Here is a 20,906-nt window from a genome sequence, read left to right on the forward strand (position 1 = left end):
CGCTAGAATTCTCCCGATTGCCCCGTTACAGTTGGCGCTGTATTTGTTGAATTGACCTGCCAGACGGACCATCGTCTGGCAGGGAAAGCGTAGGGGTTAGCGCAGCGTGATTCAGGGCGATCAAGAATCTATCGTTTACGGCTGTATCAAAGACAGCAACAGTCTCACCGGTGGCAGCGACCGTCGTCGCGTCAACCGTGAAGCTGTGCTCGCGTTGCCCAGTGCCGACGAATGGCCCTTTCTGTGCCGCGATATGTTTGCGGTACCCACTATCAAGGTCAAACAATCCCAATACCAGACCGATGTGATCCATTTCGGTGCCTCTTATCGAGCGGTTGAGTACGAGTGGAATCACTGGATCCAAAAATTCGAAGAGTTGCTGCGCAGTATGTACTGGGTGTCAGCTACCGTGCATCTAGAGACCGAATTATCCGGAACGCATTCTTTCACCTGGGAGGCTGCGGGCCTGTACCACGAGCCAGGTTGCGGCGAGATGCAGGTGCGTTGCGAATGGACTCAGGAAGGTAAGGTAAGCGTCTGACAAGGGCTTACCTTCGATAGCCTTTCGCCGACGGATCTCCCTCGTTTGCTAACTTCTCTTCTGAACCTGTCTTCTCTGCCAAATTCCCTCTGACGACACTAACCTGTACTGGTTTCCCGGTCTGCGTGCGGAGCCGGGTGATGTTCTATGGGAAATTCAGGAGGTAGTCTCCGGTGCAGAACAAAAGTAGCGAGGTAAATCGTTCGGCCGCGGATTCTGAATTTCGAACAGAAGAAGACAGTCTGGGGGAAATCAAAGTGCCCCAGCAGGCTCTATATGGGGCGCAGACGCAACGTGCCGTAGAAAACTTTCCGGTAAGTGACTATGTGATGCCCGTCGCGTTCGTTCGCGCAGTGGTCGCGATCAAGCGCGCCGCGGCGCAAACCAATGTGCATTTGGGGCTACTGGACAGCGCGATCGCGGATGCAATCATTCAGGCCTGTGATAGCCTCACCGACGAAGACTACGCACAACAGTTTCCTGTCGATGTATTCCAGACGGGTTCCGGCACCAGTACAAATATGAATGTGAACGAGGTGCTCGCACACCTTGCCTCCGCAGCGAGTGGCCTTTCCATTCGTGCCAATGATCACGTCAACATGTGTCAGAGTAGTAATGACGTGATTCCAACGGCCATCCACCTCTCAGCGTTACTTGCGATTCAGAACGAACTGTTGCCTGCGCTGGTGCACCTCAGTGACGTACTGGATCAAAAAGCGGAAGAGGTGGGCGACGTGGTGAAAACCGCACGCACCCATTTAATGGACGCTGTACCAATAACATTTTCACAGGAGGTATCCGCGTGGGGTGCGCAGATAAAGCTGTGCCGCGCCCGCCTCGAATGCACCTTGCCTCGCCTGGAGTTTCTGGCCCAGGGGGGAACGGCAGTGGGAACGGGCCTGAATGCGCACGATGAATTTGCGCAAGAGTTTGCGCTCAGGTTAGGGGCTGATTGTGGCGTTGCACCGCGGCCCGCGGAAAATCCGTTTGCGGCTATTTCCAGTCAGGATACTGCGGTTGAAGTATCGGGTCAGGTCAAAACTCTGGCGGTTGCGCTGATGAAAATTGCCAACGATTTGCGCTGGATGAACAGCGGGCCGCTAGCGGGGTTTGGCGAAATTGCCCTGCCAACCTTGCAGCCTGGCAGCAGTATTATGCCGGGAAAAGTAAACCCGGTAATTGCCGAGTCCACCGCGATGGTTGCGGCGAAAATTATCGGTAACGACACGACGGTGACGGTCGCTGGGCAAAGTGGCAACTTTCAGCTGAACGTTATGTTGCCGGTCATTGCGTTTTGTTTGCTAGAGAGTATTCAGCTTGCCGCAAGCGCGTCGCGCTTGCTGGCGGATAAGGCGATATCGGGCTTTACCGTGAACCGATTGCGTATGCAGGAAGCGCTCGTGCGCAACCCCATTCTTGTCACCGCGCTCAATCCCGTGATCGGTTACGCTAAGGCTGCAGAAATCGCGAAGCAGGCGTACCAAAGGAACCGCCCGATACTGGATGTGGCTGAGGAGATGACGGAACTCTCGCGCGCGGAGCTGGAAAAGCTGCTCGATCCCTCCCGCCTGAGTGGGGGTGGTATCGTGAGCGGAGATTAGATCGATAGCCGGAGGAGGGAAGAGCAGAGACTACAAGGCGCCAAGCGAGACCGAACCGGACACCACGCGGAGGCGCGATGTGTGGTTTCGTTCAGGCAAATATCAGTACGCCGAGCAGCATGGAACCTGCGATCAGCATCATCCATTCAACCCAAATGCCCAGGCGGCGCAGTGCTGCTCTGTCCTCAGCGCGGAATAAGAGTCGTTTGTGCATAGCCTTTGACGAGCCTTTTGAGTGGGCGACATATCTGCCCCGCGCCCAATGTTTGACTTCAAACTTACACGTGACCCGCGTTGACACGGGTAGACCAATGTTGCAGGATTCGGCGCCGTTGAGAGATCTGGGCTGGCACACCACGCGTACCAGAAGACGTATTTGGCGCAATGCCGCACCGGAAGTTTGCACGGTGCGACCCTGGTGCACCAGGCCCCGAGGCTCTCGTGCCTGTGGCCCGTCTCTCTCGATAGTGTGTGCACCCTATCGCTATAGTATAAAGGTCGGCGCTGTCGATTGTGTCGTGCAGGACGCCTGCAGCCGCTAGGGTAGTGTGGAGTCCTTCGTTGACCAATCATTCATATCTGGATGAAAGAAGTTAGTTATGGCTAGAAAACGCCGCCGTTCGTTTGTTACCAGCGTTCTCGCCTGTCTCGCCTTTATTGCAGCGGCGGTGTGGAGCTGGGATTTACCGGTAGAAGACCTGCTCAGCTACCTGGTACTGATGCTGATTTTCCTCGCTGTGATTGTTGCGGTGGCGCTAGGTTTTGGCGCGCTGCTGAACTGGCTGCGAAATCGTAATTCCAAAAATCGTCACCACGACGATCGCTGATCGCGAGTAGGGCATGGGTAGCGATTCACAATCACTGGTTGCCGGCGCGAGCCACGCGCAAGGCGATGACATTCGCATTCCGATTGCCTATGTTCAGCGCCTGCTGGAAGAGGCTTCGAACCGCGGTTGCGACCGTGCAGAGCTTCTGGCTGCGGTCGGAATTTCCGAGCACGACCTGGAAGATACCGCGGCTTTTTCTGCGGTAACTTACGGCCGTTTGTATCAGCGGGTGATGTGGCTGGCACAGGACGAATGGTTTGGCATGCTCAGTGGCGGTCGAGTGCGTTCGGGCTCTTTTCGCTTACTGTGTTTGACCGTGGTGAATTGTGCGACGGTGCGGCAAGCCATCACCCTCAGTGCAGAGTTTATGGAAATCTGTCGCGGATTTCGGGTTAAGCCGGTACTTTCACAGGAAGGGGGCCGGGACAAAGTGGTGATCCAGGGGATCAGTTCTTTGCAGTCCGGTGAATTTGATGCGCTAATTGCAGATACTTCCCCAAGTGTTATCCGTACCACGCTGGCAGTGTGGCATCGATTTTATTGCTGGCTGGTGGGGCGCGAAATTCCTCTGGCCAAATTGCATTTCTCTTTTCCCTGTCCCGAAGAGTTTCAGACGCTTGCGCAGAGCGAGGCGGGCGAGCTGCTGTTTGACCAGCCGGGTAATGCCCTGGAATACGAAAGCCGTTATCTGGATTATCCAGTGGTGCAAAGCCCCCAGACGGTGGAGGATTTTATCCGCACCGCGCCCTATCACCTGGTGATCAGCGACGGCAGTGCAAACAGCATCAAGACCAAGGTAAAGACGATTCTGAATCGCGATGTGAGCGAATCCATGCCCCCGGCGGAAGCGGTCGCCGAGCGGTTGAATATGTCGGTCACCACCTTGCGCAGGAAATTGCAGCAGGAAAACACCTCCTATCAAAAATTGAAGGACGAGTGTCGAATGGAGGCTGCTTTTCATTATTTGAGCTGCCCCGATCTTTCCAACACGCAGATTGCAGAGATGCTCGGGTTTGATGAGGCCAGCGCATTTTTCCGGGCTTTTAAAAAGTGGACCGGTGTTACCCCCGGGGAATATCGCAAGAGCCCACGGGGCTCGGCCGTCGACGGCTAGCCGTCACACTGCGCAATTTTTCGAATATTACCTTTCCCTTCGTTGATTTTGGCATTTGTGGCCGGCTAGTCAGCGCTATATTTTGTGGCCTGCGCGTCATTTTCCTTCTTCCTCAGTACCCTGTTTGACTCACCCGTCAGCCCGTTTGCGTCAATTTTGTCGCCGTAATTTGTTAGTGCTTTGGACACTTTTCGCCATAGTGGCTATTGGTTATTTGCTACTAATATGAATAAAACCAATAGTTGAGTCACGGCTTAGTGCCGAGCTTCCCGACGCGCCGTTCGCTTGTTACAACTTGCTATATGAGCGCGAACATTCGAGTGTAAAAATCGTTAACGAGGGTATTCAGGATGAGCGAGATCAAAATTCCGCTGCGTGACATGCGTTTCTCTATGCGTGAACTGCTGAACTGGGATCAGCACTATGCGGCACTGGGCTATGAGGATGCGAGCCCGGACGTAGTGGATGCGATCCTGGAAGAAGGTGCCAAGTTCTGTGAGAACGTTCTGGCGCCAATCAACCAGAGCGGTGACCAGCAGGGCTGTACCTGGAAAGACGGCGAAGTCACCACCCCCGACGGCTTTAAAGAGGCTTACCAGCAGTTTGTTGAAGCGGGCTGGCCGTCTATGCCACATGACGTCGAAGTTGGTGGCCAGGGCCTGCCGCACTCTCTCGGCACCATCCTGAGCGAAATGATTGGTACCGCCAACTGGTCCTGGGGTATGTACCCGGGCCTGTCTCATGGTGCTATGAACACGCTGGATGCGCACGGTACCGACGAGCAGAAAGAGACCTACCTGACCAAGCTGGTAGAGGGTACCTGGACCGGCACCATGTGTCTGACCGAGCCGCACTGTGGTACTGACCTGGGTATCCTGCGCTCCAAAGCCGAGCCGAATGACGACGGTTCTTACTCCATCACCGGCACCAAAATCTTTATCTCTGCGGGTGAGCACGATATGGCCGAGAACATCGTGCATATCGTTCTGGCGCGTCTGCCAGGCGCACCAGAGGGCACCAAGGGCATTTCTCTGTTCATCGTTCCCAAGTTCCTGCCGAACGCAGACGGTTCCGTAGGTGAACGTAACGGTGTGACCTGTGGTTCTCTCGAACACAAGATGGGTATCCACGGCAATGCGACCGCGGTACTGAACTTCGACGGTGCGAAAGGCTTCCTGATTGGCCCCCCCAACAAAGGTCTGAACTGCATGTTCACCTTTATGAACACCGCGCGCCTGGGCACAGCCCTGCAGGGTGTTGCGCACGCTGAAGCCGGCTTCCAGAAGTCTCTGGCGTACGCCAAAGACCGTCTGCAGATGCGCTCCCTGAGCGGCCCCAAAAACCCGGAAGGCGCGGCTGACCCGATCATCGTGCACCCGGACGTGCGCCGCATGTTGCTGACGCAGAAAGCCTTCGCTGAAGGTGGTCGTATGCTGGTACTGCTGTGTGCCAAGCAGGTGGACCGCAGCAATGCCGCCGAGACCGAGGAAGAGCGCAAAGCGGCTGACGATCTGCTGGCGTTCCTGACGCCCATTGCCAAGGCTTTCTTGACCGAGACCGGTTACGAGTCTGCCAACCTGGGACTGCAGTGTTTCGGTGGCCACGGCTATATCGCCGAGTGGGGCATGGAGCAGAACGTACGCGACAGCCGGATCTCGACCATCTACGAGGGTACCACCGGTATTCAGGCACTGGACCTGCTGGGTCGCAAGGTTCTGATGACCCAGGGCGAACTGCTGCGCAACTTCACCAAGATCGTACACAAGTTCTGCCAGGCAGAGCTGGATAACGAAGCGCTGGCACCTTACGTCACCAAGCTCCAGGAACTCAATAAGGAGTGGGGCGAGCTGACTATGAACGTTGGCGTTAAGGCCATGGAAAACCCGGACGAAGTTGGCGCCGCTTCCGTGGATTACCTGATGTATTCCGGTTATGCGGTTCAGGCCTACCTGTGGGCTCTGGCGGCTAAAGTTGCCAATGAGAAACTGGCAGAAGGTACCAGCGAAGAGGACTTCTACCGTTCCAAACTGGCAACTGCGCGTTTCTACTTTGACCGTATCCTGCCGCGTACCGCGACCCACGCCGCCGCTATGCAGAGTGGCGCAGACAACCTCATGAGCCTGGATGCGGAACACTTCGTATTCTAAGCCACATGACTCACGAACACCGCCGCTGGTACCAGTGGCGGTGTTTTTGGATCTGGGCCTCGCCAACGGGGGTGGGGCACAGGTCTCCGAGAAACCGGAGTAACGATGCAATTACCGGCGCACATTCTTGAGCGTTTGCGGCGGCTTACTTGTCTGCCACAAAGCACTCGAGTACAGTTTCGATTGCCGGATGGCAGCGATTTTTATCTGCAGGTACAACGGAAGTCCGGGAGTGAAAGCCTTGTCGAGGGTGACTGTGTAGCCATTGAGGCGAAGCAGGTTGAAGGTTTGGTGGCGTCGCCTGATCTGGACCTGGAAATGTCCTACGATACGCTGCAAGACATTATTGGCGGCAGATTAAGTGCGCGGCACGCATTTTTGCTTGGCGATATTCGCTACACAGGAAACCGGGAATTGGCCGCAGCCCTTGCGGACCTGTTTGCGGTACATTGAGTTTCTTTTGTTAAAAACTACGCTGAGACTGTTCAGTCGAGACGTGTTGGCGTAAAAATAATTTAATGGCAGATCACCGCCGAACAAGCGATGAAATTCAGGCGGTTGTTTTGCCTCACACAGTTACATTCACCAGATAAGTAACAAAACTTACAATAATTATTTGCCCGGTTAGACCAGAACCGCGGAATTCGTCTATAAACGGACATGGAATATCCTTGAGGTACCATCGTTCCGTGAACTCGCCGATAATCCGTTAGTCCTGTTGCTTCCGACCTCATATAGAGGCCGGGTCGCGTCCAGCGGGCGAAATCACAACAACAACAGAATTGGGAGATACAAGTTGGACATTGAACGCAGCATTCTTGAAGTGTTTACCGATGCTACGGCCAAATTTGCAGACCGGCCCGCATTTACCTGTCTGGGGCAGACGTTGACCATCGGCGATATCGATCGGCTCAGCGCCCAATTTACCTCCTATCTTCAGAATCACACCAACCTGAAACCGGGCGATCGCATCGCGGTACAGCTGCCGAACGTACTGCAGTACCCGGTCGTGGTTTTCGGTGCATTGCGTGCCGGCCTGGTGGTGGTTAATACCAATCCGCTGTACACCCAGCGTGAAATCAAGCATCAGCTGAATGATTCCGGTGCCAAGGCGCTGGTGGTTCTGGCAAATATTGCCGATACCGCCGCTGCTGTGGTTGCGGAAACCTCTGTTGAGCAGGTGATCGTGTCGGAGATCGCAGATCTGCACCCGCCGCTGAAGCGCGTGCTGATCAATACCGTCGCCAAACACGTGAAGAAAATGGTTCCGGACTTCCATTTCGCGAACCAGGTGAACTTCCGTGACGCGATGGCCAAAGGTGCCAAGGCGCCACATCAAGACGTGTCCCGTACCCCGGATGACCTGGCTGTACTGCAGTACACCGGTGGTACCACGGGTGTTGCCAAGGGCGCGATGCTGACCAACCGCAACCTGGTTGCCAACATGGAACAGGTGCGCGAAGCGCTGGGCGACTCCATGAAAGAGGGTGAGGAGTACTACGTAGCACCTCTGCCCCTGTACCATATTTACGCCTTCACGATTCACTGCATGTGCCTGTTTACTACCGGTAACCACTCCCTACTGATTCCGAACCCGCGGGATATTCCGGGCTTCGTGAAGACCCTGAAGGGAATTCGGTTTACCGGTTTCTGCGGCCTGAACACGTTGTTCAACGGCCTAATGCGTGATCCAGGTTTTGCCGATCTGGACTTCAGCAAACTGCACACTACCTGTTCCGGTGGTATGGCCCTGACCCGTGCCACCGCTGAAAAATGGGAGCAGGTGACTGGCTGTGTGGTAACCGAAGGCTACGGTATGACGGAAACTTCCCCGGTTGTTTGCTTCAACCCGGCGGAAGCGGTGCAGTTGGGTACCGTGGGTGTCGCGGTTCCGGGCACCGAAGTGAAAGTCATTGACGAGAACGGCAACGACCTGCCGAACAATACACCGGGTGAACTGTGTGTGCGTGGTCCGCAGGTAATGAAAGGTTACTGGGAGCGTCCAGAAGCCACTGCGGAGACCATCGACTCCGAGGGGTGGCTGAAGACTGGCGATATGGCAGTGATTCAGGACGACGCTTACATCAAGATTGTTGACCGTAAGAAAGACATGATCATTGTGTCTGGCTTCAACGTTTACCCGAATGAGATTGAAGATATCGTCAGTGCGCACCCGAAGGTTACCGAGGCTGCTGCGGTAGGTATCCCGGATGAGCGCAGTGGCGAAGCGGTGAAGTTGTTTGTTGTGAAGGCGGAAGCCTCTCTGACTGCCGACGAAGTCATCGCGTACTGCCGTGAAAACATGACCGCCTATAAAGTGCCCAGAAACATCGAGTTCCGCGAAGACCTGCCGAAAACCAATGTTGGCAAGATCCTGCGCCGTGAACTGCGTGATGAAGAACTGAAAAAGATCGAGGCGGTAACCGCTTAAGTTTTTTCAAGTCGATCCATGGCTACTGTCACAGACAGCGGCCATAAAAAAAGCCCGCGAATTTCGCGGGCTTTTTTTGTGTGTCGGAATGATTGCCGGGTGGTTTATTTGCGGGTATCGCTACTGGCATCGCGGGCCGCACGGAACTCGTTCCCTTTATACCAGTTTGGCCATTCGCGGCTGTTCGCCAGTTCCAGGCCGAGGTTCAGACCGAGCGCGAGATCCAGTGCTGCACCATCCAGATTCCACTCTGCATCGTACTCATCGCCGGGCTTGTGATAAGCATTTGCCAGGTAGTCTTTACCTTTCTGCTGCGCCCACTCGCGACCGTGCTCGAAGCTGTCGGTACCAGAGGTGAAGTACAGCATTGGTACGCCTTTCTTCGCCAGGCTGAAGTGATCGGAGCGGTAGAAGTAGCCGCGCTCGGGATGTTCTTCCGGTGCCAGATAGCGCGCTTGTTTCGCCGCGGCTTTCTCTAGCATCTTTTCCAGCTCGCTGCTTCCGTAACCCATCACAACCACATCACGCATAGGGCCGAGTACACCCATGGCATCGAAGTTAATGCCGGCAACGGTTTTTTCCAGAGGAATAACCGGGTTTGCTGCGTAGAATTTGGAGCCCAGCAGGCCAGACTCTTCTGCAGTCACCGCGACAAATACCATAGAGCGCTCTGGTGTTTGCGCTTGCTTGGTCACCTGATGCGCCATTGCCAGCAGGCCGGCGGTACCGGTGGCATTGTCTACCGCACCATTGAAAATATGGTCGTGGCCCTCTGCGTTTTCATTTACGCCCAGGTGATCCCAGTGGGCAGTGTAAATAATGGCTTCATCCGGGTATTTGCTGCCCTCGACTTTGGCAACGACGTTGCGCGAGTCGGAAGTGCGCAATTCCTTTTTCAGGTCTACGCTGGCGGTTAAATTCATCGGTTTGGCCTGGAAACCGCGCTGTTTGGCTGCCGCCATCTCAGCGTCAAAATCGAGGCCCGCGGCGGTAAACAGTGCCTTGGCCGCGTCGTCGGTAATCCACGATTCCACCGCAACCCGGTCCGCGTTTTTGTCATCCGCCGCCAGGCTGATCTGAGCACCGGACCAGCTGCCGCTCACGACTTCCCATGGGTAGCCAGCCGCACCCGTCTCGTGAATCACGATAGCGCCGTCTGCACCCTGGCGAGCCGCTTCTTCAAACTTGTAGCTCCAACGACCGTAATACGTCATGGCATTGCCACTGAACAGGTTTTTGTCCTGAGTTGCATAGCCTGGGTCGTTGACCAGGATCACGGCGGTTTTGCCTTTCATATCCAGGTCCGCGTAATCATTCCAGTCGTTTTCCGGGGCGACAATTCCATAACCGACAAATACCAGTGGGCTGTCTTTAAGCTGGCTCTCTGGTGTCTGGCGTTGGGTAAAAGTCACCATGTCGGTGAGTGGTGCGAATGCCTTCTCAAAGCCTTCGCCCTTGATCACCAGAGGCGTGCTTTCGATATTCATTTCTACCACCGGGACCTTCTGGAACCAGCTGGGGTTGCCGTCACTATCGATGGCACCGGGTTTGAGCCCCAGTTTTTCGAATTCCGTTGCCAGGTAGTTGATGGTCAGCTCTTCGCCTTTACTTGCCGGTGCGCGGCCTTCAAATTCGTCAGAAGCGAGGACTGCTACGTGGGTATGCAGGTCTTTTGCCAGCTCGGAGATTTCAGCTTGTTCTTTTGCGCTGAGTGTCGGGGCGCTGGCGGCCGCCGGTGCAAGCTGTTCGCCGGCGTCGGAGGACGCTGCGGATTCCGCTGTGTTGTTTTGCGCAGCTTGAGGTGCATTATCAGTGGTGCTCGGCGCCTCCTGTTTGCTGCAAGCGCCCAGAGCAATCAAGCTGGACAGGGCGAGGGGTAGGGCGAGTCGCTGCAAGGGTAACGGGTTCTGCATCGTGATTCCTTTTCAGGTCTTCTTTGTTATCGGTGTTGTTATGGAGGTTGTTATGGATACTGTTATTTGGCGTCTTTCATAAACGCGAGCGTTTCGCGAATCGGCGTAAATATGTCGCGCGCGAGCTGTCGGCTCCGCGCCGGAGACCAGCCCTCAACGGGGTCGGGCAGCTCGTCATTGTCCTTAAATGGCATCTCCAGGGTCAGGGCCAGGGTGCGGAACTGATGGCCACACCAGTTGGTGCCAACGGTCATGTTGGCTTCACCGGGTTTATCGATTGGGTAGCCCTGTGCTGTTTGGAAGTCGGGGCTGGCCTTAACGAAGGAGTCTTTGAAGAGTAATTCCAGTGCCGCGTGCTTTTCGTCGTAGCCGGGGATCCCTTCACAAGCGGCGACAAAGTTAAAAGGCAGCGCCTCGTCGCCATGAATGTCGAGGAAAATATCGCCGCCGGTTGCGAGCATCCGTTCGCGCACCAGGAAAACCTCAGGGCTTTTCTCCATGCTGGGCGATTGCCATTCGCGGTTGAGGTTGGCACCGGCCGCATTCGTACGCAGATGGCCGCGTACACTGCCGTCCGGGTTCATATTCGGTACAACGTAAAACACTGTGTCCTGCAGTAGCTGCAGTGCGGCGGGGTTGGCCTCATCCAGCAGTGTTTCCAGGAAGCCCTCCACAAACCATTCGGCCATGGTTTCGCCGGGGTGCTGGCGGGCAATCATCCATACCTTGTTACTTGCTTTTTCCGCATCACCAATGGTCAGCAGTGTCATGTCGCGACCATCGAGGGTGAGTCCAAGCGTCTCTACCTGCACGCGATCATCAGCTTGGACCCATGCCAGCAGGTCGAGGTGGCGCTCCCAGGAATAGGGTGCGAAGTAGGCCAGGTAGATCGCTGGTTGATCCAGCTCAACGGTAAAGTCGAGCACCTTGCCATCGTATTGTGCGTCAATGCGGAACCAGTGATGGCGATCGTAGGAGGCGCATACCCGGTAGTCTTCCCATCCTTCCGGGTATGCGGCCTTGCCGGCGTTATTGATACGCAGCGCATACTTTTTGCCAATATCCCCTTCAAGACGAAAGTGGAACCATTGGTAGAAGTCAGACGCGTTGTCGATCCGAATGGCGAGCTCAATGGGATCGCTATTTTTATCGATGACTTTGATGTTGCCGCTGTCAAAAGCGCTGCTGATATGCATGGATAAGCTCCATTGTGATTTTGTTCTGGCCTGTCCCCAAGTGCAGGTGAGTGCGGTCAGGGCATGGCTGTGGATCCAGTGAGCTGAAGGATACAGCTTTGGAGTCGAGGATCAGGATAGTTCAATACAACTTGGGAAAAACCTCTGCCGAGGCTTGGTTATCGAGCATAAAATATCGAAATGGCGCGGTAAACCTGATGGGAAATGTAGCGCGGGTGTGACTTGTAAGGGCGTGAAAATTAAAAAGGCGCGACGCTCTTGCGAACGCCGCGCCTCTGCCATTCCCTGGCGGCACCTGCTGAGACTACTGCTCCCTGAAATTTCTGGCGTCGGACCGAAGACGACTTCTCACTGCCCTGGTCAATGCTCGGCGCGAACCACTAACGCGCCATCAGAAATATTGTACTGCTCCCTGACATCCCTCAGCAGGTGCTGTTTAAAGTTTAGGCAGCTATCGGTGCTCGGTGCTGCCTAAGTGATCAACTTGGCGCGGATTCGGTTATCTCTTTGATGGTTAGGCCATATATACAGGTTGCCTAACAGAGAATCCCGCGGAATTGATTGGATTAATTGAGTGCGCGATCTTTCCAGTATTTGGTGCCTTTAAGGGTGGCCTGCAAAGCAATGCCGCTTTCGGTCAGCTGGTACACACGCATGCCGTCAACCACTACTTCGCCACCGACCGCGGCGCCTTTATCCTGTGCCTTGGCCGCGGCATCCGCATGGCCACCGAAAGACCAGCCACTCTCGACAAAGCGATCCATCACTTCCGGTGAATCAAACACAAACAGTGCACGGAAATCCTTTACCCCGAAGCCAAGGCCGACACCGACTTCGCCCATCTTCATATAGGTGCGCTTGCCGCCGTTGTTTACCGCAACGCCATAGCCGGTTGAGGCGCTGGCGAGTAACAGGTTCACGTTCACGTTGCTGAACACCGCGTAGCCGGGCGCCTGTGCCAGCTCGCCGCGTAATTCGGGTTGTAAGCGGTAGAGTTCATCCAGGACTTGGCGCTCGGTTTGCTGGATGTGGCGGCGCTGGTCGTCGCCGGTCTGACCGGGGGCTGCACAAGCGGTAATCAGTACAATCTGGGCCGCGACGAACAGTTGGGCCAATGGGCGAAGAATAGTGCGCGCAAAATGCGTCATGTGAGCTCTCCAATGTACCGGAACACTGCCGGATAAATGTGCCGAAATAGGCGGTCAACAAATGCCGCGGCGTATGATGTTGCAAAACTTCATGCCCAGAATACCGATGATGCCTCGTTATGCCTGCGACCTAGTGCACAAAGAGCGAATTGGCGCCACTTTCAGCTGGTTCATTAAATCGGGTATTCTTGCGCCCACTGTTATGCGCTGTTTATGCGCAATTCCGCCGGGAAGTGATTTGCCGGCATTTTCTAGAGGATAAAACCATGAACCGATCCCTGAAACGCGGCCTGGCCGCATCCTGCCTGCTGACGATGGTGATGAACCTGACCGCGTGCGGATACTTCCTGTACCCAGAGCGCAAGGGGCAGAGTGGCGGTCGTGTGGATCCGGTGGTAGTGATTCTGGATGGCGCGGCGCTGCTGTTCGGTATTCTGCCGGGTATCGTTGCGTTTGCGGTGGATTTCACCAACGGCACCATTTACCTGCCATCCGGTGGTTCTTCCGCGATCGATCGTCACATTAGCTCTGCCGACGACGGCCAGTTGAACGGCGCTGATGGTGAGGCGTTGGGTAAGCCGGTAATCGACCAGAATGGTCAGGCTTGGGTTGAATTGCCGCTGGAAGCGGTAGATGGCGCGGCCAATGGTGATGAGCTGGCCCAGGTGAGTGCGGCTATCCGCCAATACACCGGTCGCGAAGTTAGCGTTACCGATGTGGTTTGGGTGCGCGACCTGGCCGCGCTGCAACAGGCCCGTAGCGAGCAGTTCGCCGCAGCCCACTAAGACGCCTTCCCAGGCTGTTATTGTGTTATCACGAACCGGTGTTTGCCTGTGGCAATCATGACAGGCGCTAAGTCTGCCCCTGTTCTGTCTTCGACCGGTTCGGTTCCGCGCGAAGTCCTGATGCGTCGCTACGCCCAGGATTTCGCTGCGCCCTCTGCCTGCCTGCCGTTTCTCAAGGTCCCCGATATCGTGCATATGGGGCTGAACAAGCTGGAACCCCAGGCCTGGATCACATCCTGCCCAACGTTGCCGCACTACCTGAACAGCAAGACCGCCGCGTACCACCGGCTGGGTGAGAAGGTGTATGCGCAGCTGCCCGAGTCCTTGCCTGCCCAGCGGGAGCTGGCGGAGCTGTTGTTCCGGCATCTTGTGCAGGATCACTCAGGCTATGCCCGTACCGCCACCGGAGCCCTCACTTGGCGGGGCGATTCCGCTCAATTGCACTGGCCCGGTGTCGAGTCCGCACTGGCCAGTACTTCGCCGTTGCGCCATGCCGGCTGTTGGATTGCCGACGATGTCTGCCTACTGTTGCCGGGCGAGGGTGGCTACCGACTGGTAGCGGCTTATCTGGCGGCGCCCAGTTACTGGCGGCTGGAAGAAAAGATCGGCAGGCCGCTGAATCAGATCCACGCCCCGGTGCCGGGCTTTCAACATAAGCTGGCGGGGCAAATGGCGCGCTTCTTTGACCACCTGAAGCCCGAGTACCCCGTGTGGCGCAGCAACTGGTCGGTGGTGGATTCTCCCGCGTTGTTGCAGCGCGGAGAGGACACGGTGAGTTTGGAGGAAGCTGAGGGGGTTGGGTCAGAACAGTCGCTATACCTGCGTATTGAGCGGCAATCGCTGCGCCGGTTACCGGATACCGGTGCGGTGGTCTTTACCATTCGTGTCATGACCAACCCACTGGAAGATCTGCTGGCGATTGAGGGTGGTCTGGGTGCCCTGGCGGCTGCGGTTGCCCAGATGTCCCCGGAGGAGGGGCGCTACAAGTCGCTCGCGCCCCTGTTGCCGTCACTGCAACGCTTTTTCTCCCGCCACCTCGAGGCCTAGTTGGCCTGAGGTCGGTGCCGGCCCAATTCTGCCCCTTATTTCTTATTCGTGAGCCCTACTCCTGTGTCCTAATCCTGGGCTTTAAAGTTCTTAGGTGAGAGCCCCGTCCAGCGCCGGAAAGCCTTGCCGAAGGCACTCTCGTCGCAGTAACCCAGTGCCGCCGCGATATCCACGTTGGTCTTCTGTCCCTCGCGTAACCACTGACAGGCGTAGTGGCTGCGCACTTCGTCTTGGATCGCGCGGAAGCTGGCGTTTTCCTCGAGCAGTTTTCTTCCCAGGTGCCGGGGGCTGATGCACAGCCGTGCGGCAACTTGCTCGCGGCTGAGCTGGGGTTCCTGTTGTAGCAGGTGTGCCACGCGCAGTTGCAGGCTTTTGCTGGTCAGGGCTTTTAGTAGGGCATCGGCTTCCGGTTTGAGGCGTGCCATTACCTGGCGATCCGCGGCGACCAGGGGAATCTCAAGATCCTGAGCGCGCAGGCGGATACCCGAGACTCCGGCATTAAACTGCACGGGTGCCTGCAGGACTTGCTGATACTGTTGCTGTACCGCGAGTGACGGCGTCGGGTAGGCAAATTGAACACTCTGAGGCTGGAATTCCCGTCCGGTCATTGCCCGTGACTGAGAGAGTAGGGTGGAGAGTACGGTCTCCACGCGCAGGCGGGCACAGCGCAGATAGTTGGGGTGATAGCAGACATCCACGTAATAGCTGCTGCGGCGCAATTCAAACTGGCCGCCTTCGCCCAGTAGTGGATGGTAAACCAGCAGTTGGTCGATGGCGGCGCCAAGGTTTTTTTGGGTCATCAGCAGGTAGCCCACCAGTCCCATTTGGCTGCCCTGCATCGCCTGCCCAAGGCGGACTCCAAGTAGTGGGTCGGGGTGGGCCTCCTGTACGGCAAGCCAGATTTCCTCTTGCACCTGCATAGGTACCCGTTCTTCCTCGTTAATGGCGGCCAGCAAGTCCTGTGCGGTACCCGGTAGTGTCAGGTTTAGCTGCCCCAGCGCGCTTAGAATCGCGCGTGTGTAGCTTAATGTGACGGTTCTAGTATCTGCGGTGTTCAAAATGGCTGTCCGAAATTAACCAGAGAGTGCCCGATTATGACGACGGCCAATCCGGATGTCACGTTATATTCACTTTGAATGAAAAACGGAATGTCCACCCCCCTGGTGCCGGGCACCAGAAAGGGCTTCCAGTGGCGAATCCAGCTAAGTGAGAAAAGAATAATGAAACCCTACGCAGTGATTGGCGCTGGTCCTATGGGGCTTTGCACGGTACGCAACCTGATCAAGCACGGCATTCCCTGTGTGGGGTTCGAGATCCACAGCGAGGTGGGGGGCTTGTGGGATATCGATAGTCCCACCAGCACCATGTACGAATCGGCCCACCTGATCTCTTCCAAGCGCATGACCGAGTTCGCCGAATTTCCGATGGGCGACGACGTCGCGCTGTTCCCGCATCATCGCGAAATGAAAGCTTACTTTCAGGCCTACGCGCGGGAATTCGATCTGTATCGCCACTATGAGTTTGAAACGGAGGTGGTGCGTTGTGAACGGGAAGGGGACGACTGGCACATTACTACCCGCAGCCAGGGCCAGGAGCAGACTCGGGTGTTTGGCGGGCTGTTGATTGCCAACGGCACCCTGCATCACCCCAACATGCCGAAGTTACCTGGCGAATTCAGTGGCGAACTGCTCCACTCTGCCGATTACCGCGATCCCGCCATTTTCGAGGGCAAACGCGTGTTGCTGGTTGGCTGTGGCAACAGCGGTGCGGATATTGCGGTGGATGCGGCCCACCGCGCAAAAGACGTGGATATCAGCCTGCGCCGTGGCTACTACTTTCTGCCTAAATTCATCGGCGGCAAGGCGACCGACGCGCTGGGTGGCAAGATCAAGTTGCCGCGCTTTATCCAGCAGCGGATTAGCGCGGCCATCTCCAAGCTGATGCTGGGAACGCCAGAGCAGTACGGTCTACCCAAGCCCGACTACAAGATGTTCGAATCTCACCCGGTGATCAATTCTCTGATTCTGCACCACATCGGTCACGGCGATATCCATGTGCGCAAGGATATCGCCGCAGTGGAGGGGAGCAGCGTCACCTTCGTCGATGGTACTAGCGCTGACTACGACATGATCGTGATGGCCACCGGCTACAAGCTGCACTATCCGTTTATCGATCGCGCCCATCTGAACTGGGAATCCTTCGCCCCCCGTATGTATCTCAACGTGTTCCACCCGGAATACGACAACCTGTTCTTGATGGGCATGGTGGAGGCTGCAGGTCTCGGCTGGGAAGGTCGCAATCGCCAAGCGGAAATGGTCGCACTGTACATTCGCCAGCTGGCGGAGGGGGCCGGGTCGGCGCGCGAGTTGCAATCGGTAAAACAAGCGCAGGCTGGTCAACGTGCGGATGGCGGGATGAAGTATCTCAATCTCGAACGCATGGCCTACTACGTGCACAAGGATACGTACCTGAACGCCATGGCCGAGCATACGGAGGATCTGCGCAAGGATTACAAAAGTTTTGACGCGGCAGTGAGCCTCGACGCTACCCCGATTCCTGCAAAATAAGAGCACAACATGACAGAGAAGCGGGTTTTAATTACCGGTGCAGCCGGTTATGTCGGACATCTTTTGGGGGAATCCCTGAGTAAACACATGTCCGTGGTGGGGGTTGATGTCGCGCATCGGGAAGCCTGTTTCCCGATCTTTAACATGGATATCTGCGACGAGGCACTGGTTGAATTGATCCGGGCAGAGCGCGTTACCCATGTGGTGCACCTGGCGTCGGTGATGTCGGCCGGGCGCGACCGGGCGCGGGAATATCAAATTGATGTTGAGGGCACGCGCAATGTGTTGAACGCGTGCGTGCGTGCCGGGGTTACGCACTTTACCCTGACCAGTAGTGGCGCGGCTTACGGTTACCATGCGGATAATCCTGCCTGGCTGCAGGAAAATGACCCCCTGCGCGGAAATCCAGAATTTGGCTATTCCGATCACAAGCGTTTGGTTGAAGAAATGCTGGCGGAGTATCGCCAGAATCATCCTGAACTTGAACAGCTGATTTTTCGCCCGTGTTCCATCATTGGTGCCACCACCAACAGCAAAATCAGTGCGCTGTTTTCCGGGCACAGCATTCTCGACCCGGGTGCACACAATTCTCCCTTCGTGTTCATCTGGGATCAGGATGTGGTCGGCGCGATCGAATACGGTGTTACCCGCGATGCAGCGGGCATCTATAACCTAGCGGGTGACGGTGCCCTGACACCGGCAGAAATTGCGCGGTTGCTGAATAAGCCCTTGCGCCGTCCTCCCGTCTGGTTCTTGAAGGCCCTGCTGGCGATAAGCTTTGGCCTGCGCCTGGGTGATACGCACCCCGCGCAGGTGCGCTTTCTGCAATATCGGCCGGTGCTGCTCAATACACGCTTGAAATCAGAGCTTGGTTATCAGCCACAGAAAACTTCCGCACAGGCCTTTGCCTTTTTCGCCGAGCACGCTCTGGGCCAGAAAGTGGATCTCAGCGATGCCGAAATTACCTACTGCTCTGATTTATCGAGCAATAATGAGGGTGCTCAGCGGGCGGCAACGAATGAGGGGGCGGTAGTATGAAAGAGTTATTTGCCAAGCGCGTAAATCGGGAACGCGTTGCCGTCGTCACTGGTGCAGCGGGTGGTCTCGGTTGGGCAATGGTGCAGGGTTTGGCACAGCGCGCGCAAGCTGCCTCGGTCGCATTGCGACTGGTGCTGGTAGATGTGAACCAAGATGCCCTGCGCCAGCGCGCCACAGAGCTGGTACAGCCGCTGGTGAGTATCGATGTCCATGTGGCGGACCTGTCGGCGGAAGCATCGGTTGCCCAGCTGGGTGAGACGTTGCGCGATGCGTATCCTCAGGTGGATCTGCTGATCAATAACGCGGGCATTACCCACCGCAGCCTTTCTGCGCAAACCAGTAATGCCGTTATTCGGCGGGTGATGGCTGTGGATTATCACGCGCCCGTTGAGCTGGCCCAGGGGTTGCTTGCGCCGCTCACCGCAGCAGGCGGTTGCGTGGTGAATATCAGCTCGATGGCGGGTTGGATGCCCGTTCTTGGTCGCGCGGGCTACTGTGCGGCGAAGAGTGCCTTGCACCAGTACTTCGAGACCTTTCGCGAAGAGGTACGCGAAGACGGCGTGTCTGTGCTGATGGTGTATCCCAGCTTTGTAGCGACCGACATTGATGCCAATGCACTCTCCGGTGATGGTGGGCGTGCGCAGCATGCCCAGAGTACGGTTGGCCAGGTGCGCAGTGCCGACTGGATGGCCGGGCGTATTCTGGATGCGCTGGCTGCGGGCAAGGAGCGCTTGTTCCCGCGAGACAAATCGCTGTTCGGAGCCTACCTGTATAAATTAGCTCCGCGCCTGTTCCTGCGACAAATGGTGAAGAACTTTCGTGTGGAGCTGGAAGCGGGGCGCAAGCTGGCGCGCCAGTCCGAGTTGCCGCAGAACTGATTCTGCCAAGGTTCTGGACTGGCTTTCGATCTACTCAGGAAAATTCGGTAGTTAGCATGGGTATCACGCTGGCTGCCAACAACAGTCCCATGGTCATATTAAAGGCTCTTAAATGCGTCGGCTCGGTGAGGATTCGCTTTAACCCGACACCGAACATCAGCCAGATCGCGATGCATGGGCCTCCAATTAAAATAAATGCCAGGGCAATGCGGCCTGCCTCCAGCAATGTCTCGCCATTGGGGGTGGTGAAGGCCGCAAGCGCGCCCACCGCCATAATCCATCCCTTCGGGTTCACCCACTGAAACGCGACTGCCTGCAGAAATGAAAATGGCTTTTGCTGCGGTGTCGCACCCACATCCCGGGTGCTCGCAATTTTCCAGGCCAGATACAACAGGTAGGTGATCCCAACCCAGCGCACGATTTCATGCAGAAACGGAAACTGCTGGAATAAGCTTCCCATACCAAACCCGATTGCCATAATCATGGCCGGGAACCCGAGACATATGCCTAGCATATGTGGCAGGGACCGCTCGACACCGTAGTTCAGGCCCGACGACATGATCATCAGGTTGTTTGGCCCAGGGGTAATGCTGGTGGAGAATACGAACAGCGCGATGGACAGCAAAATTTCCAACGTAAACCTCGGCAGTGGAATGGGGCGGTGGAAAGCGGTAGGGGGAGTTCAGCGTGATTATCGCGTTGTGACGCCCATCCGGCAATCCTGAAGGTGCATGTCCGGCGAGTCTACTCCCCGCAGCGGCGCCAGCCTCGGGGGATGCGAGCGTCGCTTTTGTGTCGCGCCCGACCTACAATTCACTTTTTCTAGCTGCGCATGCCCGCCGCCGAGGGCTGCGCTTAGGTGGGGTCATGCATGGCGTTTATCGACAGCCACTGCCATTTCGATTTTGATGCGTTCAGCGAGGACCGCGCACAGGTCTGGTCGCGTTGCCGACAGGCGGGGGTGCAATCCCTGGTGATTCCCGGTGTCAGTATTCCCCAGTGGCGACAATTGTTTGCCCTGGTACACTCCGAGCCCGACTGGTATGGCGCGGTCGGAGTGCATCCATGGTGGGTGAAGGAGCTTGCGATTGCTCCTGCCGACGTGCGTCGGGCAGTGGTTGAGCGCGTCGAGCACGAGCGTCAACGAAGTGGCGACGTGTCGCGCTGTGTCGCCGTTGGCGAGTGTGGTCTGGACGCGAACATCGAGACGCCTGTTGAGCAGCAGTTGCCCGTGTTTGAGGCGCAACTGGATGCCGCGCGTACACTTTCCCTGCCGGTAATTGTGCACAGCGTGCGTGCGCATGCAGATGTATTGCGCATATTAAAAAAGTTCTCCCTGGAAGAAGGTGGGGTGATCCATGCTTTTTCCGGCAGTCGGGAGATTGCCGAGGAGTATGTGCGCCTGGGGTTCTACCTGGGGGTTGGCGGCACAATTACCTACGCGCGCGCGGCGAAAACCCGCAAGGCATTGAGCGATATTCCATTGGGAAAGTTGCTGCTGGAGTCCGACGCACCGGACATGCCGCTGTCTGGCCGCCAGGGAGAGCGCAACAGCCCGGAATTCTTGCCGCAAATTGCGCAGACCTTGGCGGAGCTGCGTGGCATTTCCCCGGAACAGGTCATTGCGCAGACCGGAAAAAATGCGCGCACGCTTTTTGGATTTTGAACCGACA

At 56.5% G+C, this 20,906-nt stretch carries 19 protein-coding genes; 13 read left to right on the top strand and 6 right to left on the bottom strand.

Translation table 11 applies throughout. From position 1 onward, the window contains the following. Window positions 1-106 precede the first annotated feature (106 nt). The gene (locus LCM31_RS11380; RefSeq protein ID WP_222227842.1) at window positions 107-541 is read left to right on the top strand and encodes a hypothetical protein; all 435 of its coding nucleotides are present in this window, start codon (window positions 107-109) and stop codon (window positions 539-541) included. A gap of 173 nt (window positions 542-714) precedes the next feature. After that, a complete protein-coding gene (locus LCM31_RS11385) occupies window positions 715-2,142 on the top strand; it encodes a class II fumarate hydratase (protein ID WP_224870192.1) in 1,428 nt (475 codons plus the stop codon). Window positions 2,143-2,233: 91 nt separating this feature from the next. Here LCM31_RS11385 and LCM31_RS16340 read toward each other — a convergent pair whose 3' ends face one another. Continuing rightward, entirely contained in the window at window positions 2,234-2,356 is a 123-nt protein-coding gene (locus tag LCM31_RS16340) for a hypothetical protein (protein WP_263601075.1), read from the bottom strand. Window positions 2,357-2,741: 385 nt separating this feature from the next. Here LCM31_RS16340 and LCM31_RS11390 point away from each other — a divergent pair, with 385 nt between their 5' ends. The 5 genes from LCM31_RS11390 to LCM31_RS11410 all read left to right on the top strand — a co-directional run bounded on the left by LCM31_RS11390 (window position 2,742) and on the right by LCM31_RS11410 (window position 8,661). Next, the gene (locus LCM31_RS11390; protein WP_010132830.1) at window positions 2,742-2,969 is read left to right on the top strand and encodes a hypothetical protein; all 228 of its coding nucleotides are present in this window, start codon (window positions 2,742-2,744) and stop codon (window positions 2,967-2,969) included. Between the two features lie 13 nt (window positions 2,970-2,982). Continuing rightward, the gene (locus tag LCM31_RS11395; protein WP_224870194.1) at window positions 2,983-4,083 is read left to right on the top strand and encodes an AraC family transcriptional regulator; all 1,101 of its coding nucleotides are present in this window, start codon (window positions 2,983-2,985) and stop codon (window positions 4,081-4,083) included. Between the two features lie 350 nt (window positions 4,084-4,433). Beyond that, window positions 4,434-6,230, top strand: coding sequence for an acyl-CoA dehydrogenase C-terminal domain-containing protein (locus LCM31_RS11400; protein ID WP_224870196.1), 1,797 nt, complete (start codon window positions 4,434-4,436; stop codon window positions 6,228-6,230). A 105-nt stretch (window positions 6,231-6,335) separates the two neighbouring features. Then, complete coding sequence (locus LCM31_RS11405) at window positions 6,336-6,683, top strand: SCP2 sterol-binding domain-containing protein (RefSeq protein WP_224870198.1); 348 nt, start codon at window positions 6,336-6,338, stop codon at window positions 6,681-6,683. A gap of 343 nt (window positions 6,684-7,026) precedes the next feature. Next, a complete protein-coding gene (locus LCM31_RS11410) occupies window positions 7,027-8,661 on the top strand; it encodes an AMP-binding protein (protein ID WP_224870200.1) in 1,635 nt (544 codons plus the stop codon). 104 nt (window positions 8,662-8,765) lie between these two features. Here LCM31_RS11410 and LCM31_RS11415 read toward each other — a convergent pair whose 3' ends face one another. The 3 genes from LCM31_RS11415 to LCM31_RS11425 form a co-directional block, all read right to left on the bottom strand. Further along, window positions 8,766-10,574, bottom strand: coding sequence for a M28 family metallopeptidase (locus LCM31_RS11415; protein WP_224870202.1), 1,809 nt, complete (start codon window positions 10,572-10,574; stop codon window positions 8,766-8,768). Window positions 10,575-10,636: 62 nt separating this feature from the next. Beyond that, window positions 10,637-11,770, bottom strand: coding sequence for a M14 family metallopeptidase (locus LCM31_RS11420; protein WP_224870204.1), 1,134 nt, complete (start codon window positions 11,768-11,770; stop codon window positions 10,637-10,639). Window positions 11,771-12,336: 566 nt separating this feature from the next. Further along, window positions 12,337-12,918 (bottom strand): lipid-binding SYLF domain-containing protein, encoded by a 582-nt coding sequence (locus tag LCM31_RS11425; RefSeq protein WP_222249354.1) that lies wholly within the window; start codon window positions 12,916-12,918, stop codon window positions 12,337-12,339. A gap of 266 nt (window positions 12,919-13,184) precedes the next feature. Here LCM31_RS11425 and LCM31_RS11430 point away from each other — a divergent pair, with 266 nt between their 5' ends. Together LCM31_RS11430 and LCM31_RS11435 are read left to right on the top strand one after the other, a co-directional pair. After that, window positions 13,185-13,703, top strand: a complete 519-nt coding sequence (locus tag LCM31_RS11430) for a hypothetical protein (RefSeq protein ID WP_222249356.1) — start codon at window positions 13,185-13,187, stop codon at window positions 13,701-13,703. A gap of 57 nt (window positions 13,704-13,760) precedes the next feature. Continuing rightward, complete coding sequence (locus tag LCM31_RS11435; protein ID WP_224870666.1) at window positions 13,761-14,750, top strand: heme-dependent oxidative N-demethylase family protein; 990 nt, start codon at window positions 13,761-13,763, stop codon at window positions 14,748-14,750. 68 nt (window positions 14,751-14,818) lie between these two features. On the opposite strand, the gene LCM31_RS11440 is transcribed toward LCM31_RS11435, so the two are convergent. Then, on the bottom strand, window positions 14,819-15,808 hold the full coding sequence (locus LCM31_RS11440) for an AraC family transcriptional regulator (RefSeq protein WP_224870206.1): 990 nt from the start codon (window positions 15,806-15,808) through the stop codon (window positions 14,819-14,821). Window positions 15,809-15,898: 90 nt separating this feature from the next. Between LCM31_RS11440 and LCM31_RS11445 the strand changes: the two genes are divergently transcribed. The 3 genes from LCM31_RS11445 to LCM31_RS11455 are packed head-to-tail and all read left to right on the top strand — an operon-like array spanning window position 15,899 to window position 19,233. Further along, window positions 15,899-17,317 (top strand): flavin-containing monooxygenase, encoded by a 1,419-nt coding sequence (locus tag LCM31_RS11445; protein WP_224870208.1) that lies wholly within the window; start codon window positions 15,899-15,901, stop codon window positions 17,315-17,317. Between the two features lie 9 nt (window positions 17,318-17,326). Continuing rightward, entirely contained in the window at window positions 17,327-18,355 is a 1,029-nt protein-coding gene (locus tag LCM31_RS11450) for an SDR family oxidoreductase (RefSeq protein ID WP_224870210.1), read from the top strand. After that, window positions 18,352-19,233, top strand: coding sequence for an SDR family NAD(P)-dependent oxidoreductase (locus tag LCM31_RS11455; RefSeq protein ID WP_224870212.1), 882 nt, complete (start codon window positions 18,352-18,354; stop codon window positions 19,231-19,233). The genes LCM31_RS11450 and LCM31_RS11455 overlap by 4 nt, the downstream gene beginning before the upstream one ends. A gap of 34 nt (window positions 19,234-19,267) precedes the next feature. Here the strand turns inward: LCM31_RS11455 and LCM31_RS11460 are convergent, their stop codons facing one another. After that, a complete protein-coding gene (locus tag LCM31_RS11460; protein ID WP_224870214.1) occupies window positions 19,268-19,867 on the bottom strand; it encodes a LysE family translocator in 600 nt (199 codons plus the stop codon). A gap of 237 nt (window positions 19,868-20,104) precedes the next feature. Between LCM31_RS11460 and LCM31_RS11465 the strand changes: the two genes are divergently transcribed. Next, window positions 20,105-20,899 carry a TatD family hydrolase gene (locus tag LCM31_RS11465; protein ID WP_224870216.1) on the top strand — a complete coding sequence of 265 codons (795 nt, stop codon included), beginning with the start codon at window positions 20,105-20,107 and terminating at the stop codon, window positions 20,897-20,899. Window positions 20,900-20,906 lie beyond the last annotated feature (7 nt).

Origin of the sequence: Microbulbifer agarilyticus, assembly GCF_020171345.1 — a bacterium.
GTDB lineage: Bacteria > Pseudomonadota > Gammaproteobacteria > Pseudomonadales > Cellvibrionaceae > Microbulbifer > Microbulbifer agarilyticus_D.

Coding starts and splice junctions, on each gene's coding strand:
- LCM31_RS11400 (WP_224870196.1), top strand. CDS start 4,434: ATGAGCGAGATCAAAATTCCGCTGCGTGACATGCGTTTCTCTATGCGT.
- LCM31_RS11465 (WP_224870216.1), top strand. CDS start 20,105: ATGGCGTTTATCGACAGCCACTGCCATTTCGATTTTGATGCGTTCAGC.
- LCM31_RS11405 (WP_224870198.1), top strand. CDS start 6,336: ATGCAATTACCGGCGCACATTCTTGAGCGTTTGCGGCGGCTTACTTGT.
- LCM31_RS16340 (WP_263601075.1), bottom strand. CDS start 2,356: ATGCACAAACGACTCTTATTCCGCGCTGAGGACAGAGCAGCACTGCGC.
- LCM31_RS11435 (WP_224870666.1), top strand. CDS start 13,761: ATGACAGGCGCTAAGTCTGCCCCTGTTCTGTCTTCGACCGGTTCGGTT.
- LCM31_RS11415 (WP_224870202.1), bottom strand. CDS start 10,574: ATGCAGAACCCGTTACCCTTGCAGCGACTCGCCCTACCCCTCGCCCTG.
- LCM31_RS11390 (WP_010132830.1), top strand. CDS start 2,742: ATGGCTAGAAAACGCCGCCGTTCGTTTGTTACCAGCGTTCTCGCCTGT.
- LCM31_RS11455 (WP_224870212.1), top strand. CDS start 18,352: ATGAAAGAGTTATTTGCCAAGCGCGTAAATCGGGAACGCGTTGCCGTC.
- LCM31_RS11425 (WP_222249354.1), bottom strand. CDS start 12,918: ATGACGCATTTTGCGCGCACTATTCTTCGCCCATTGGCCCAACTGTTC.
- LCM31_RS11395 (WP_224870194.1), top strand. CDS start 2,983: ATGGGTAGCGATTCACAATCACTGGTTGCCGGCGCGAGCCACGCGCAA.
- LCM31_RS11430 (WP_222249356.1), top strand. CDS start 13,185: ATGAACCGATCCCTGAAACGCGGCCTGGCCGCATCCTGCCTGCTGACG.
- LCM31_RS11450 (WP_224870210.1), top strand. CDS start 17,327: ATGACAGAGAAGCGGGTTTTAATTACCGGTGCAGCCGGTTATGTCGGA.
- LCM31_RS11420 (WP_224870204.1), bottom strand. CDS start 11,770: ATGCATATCAGCAGCGCTTTTGACAGCGGCAACATCAAAGTCATCGAT.
- LCM31_RS11445 (WP_224870208.1), top strand. CDS start 15,899: ATGTCCACCCCCCTGGTGCCGGGCACCAGAAAGGGCTTCCAGTGGCGA.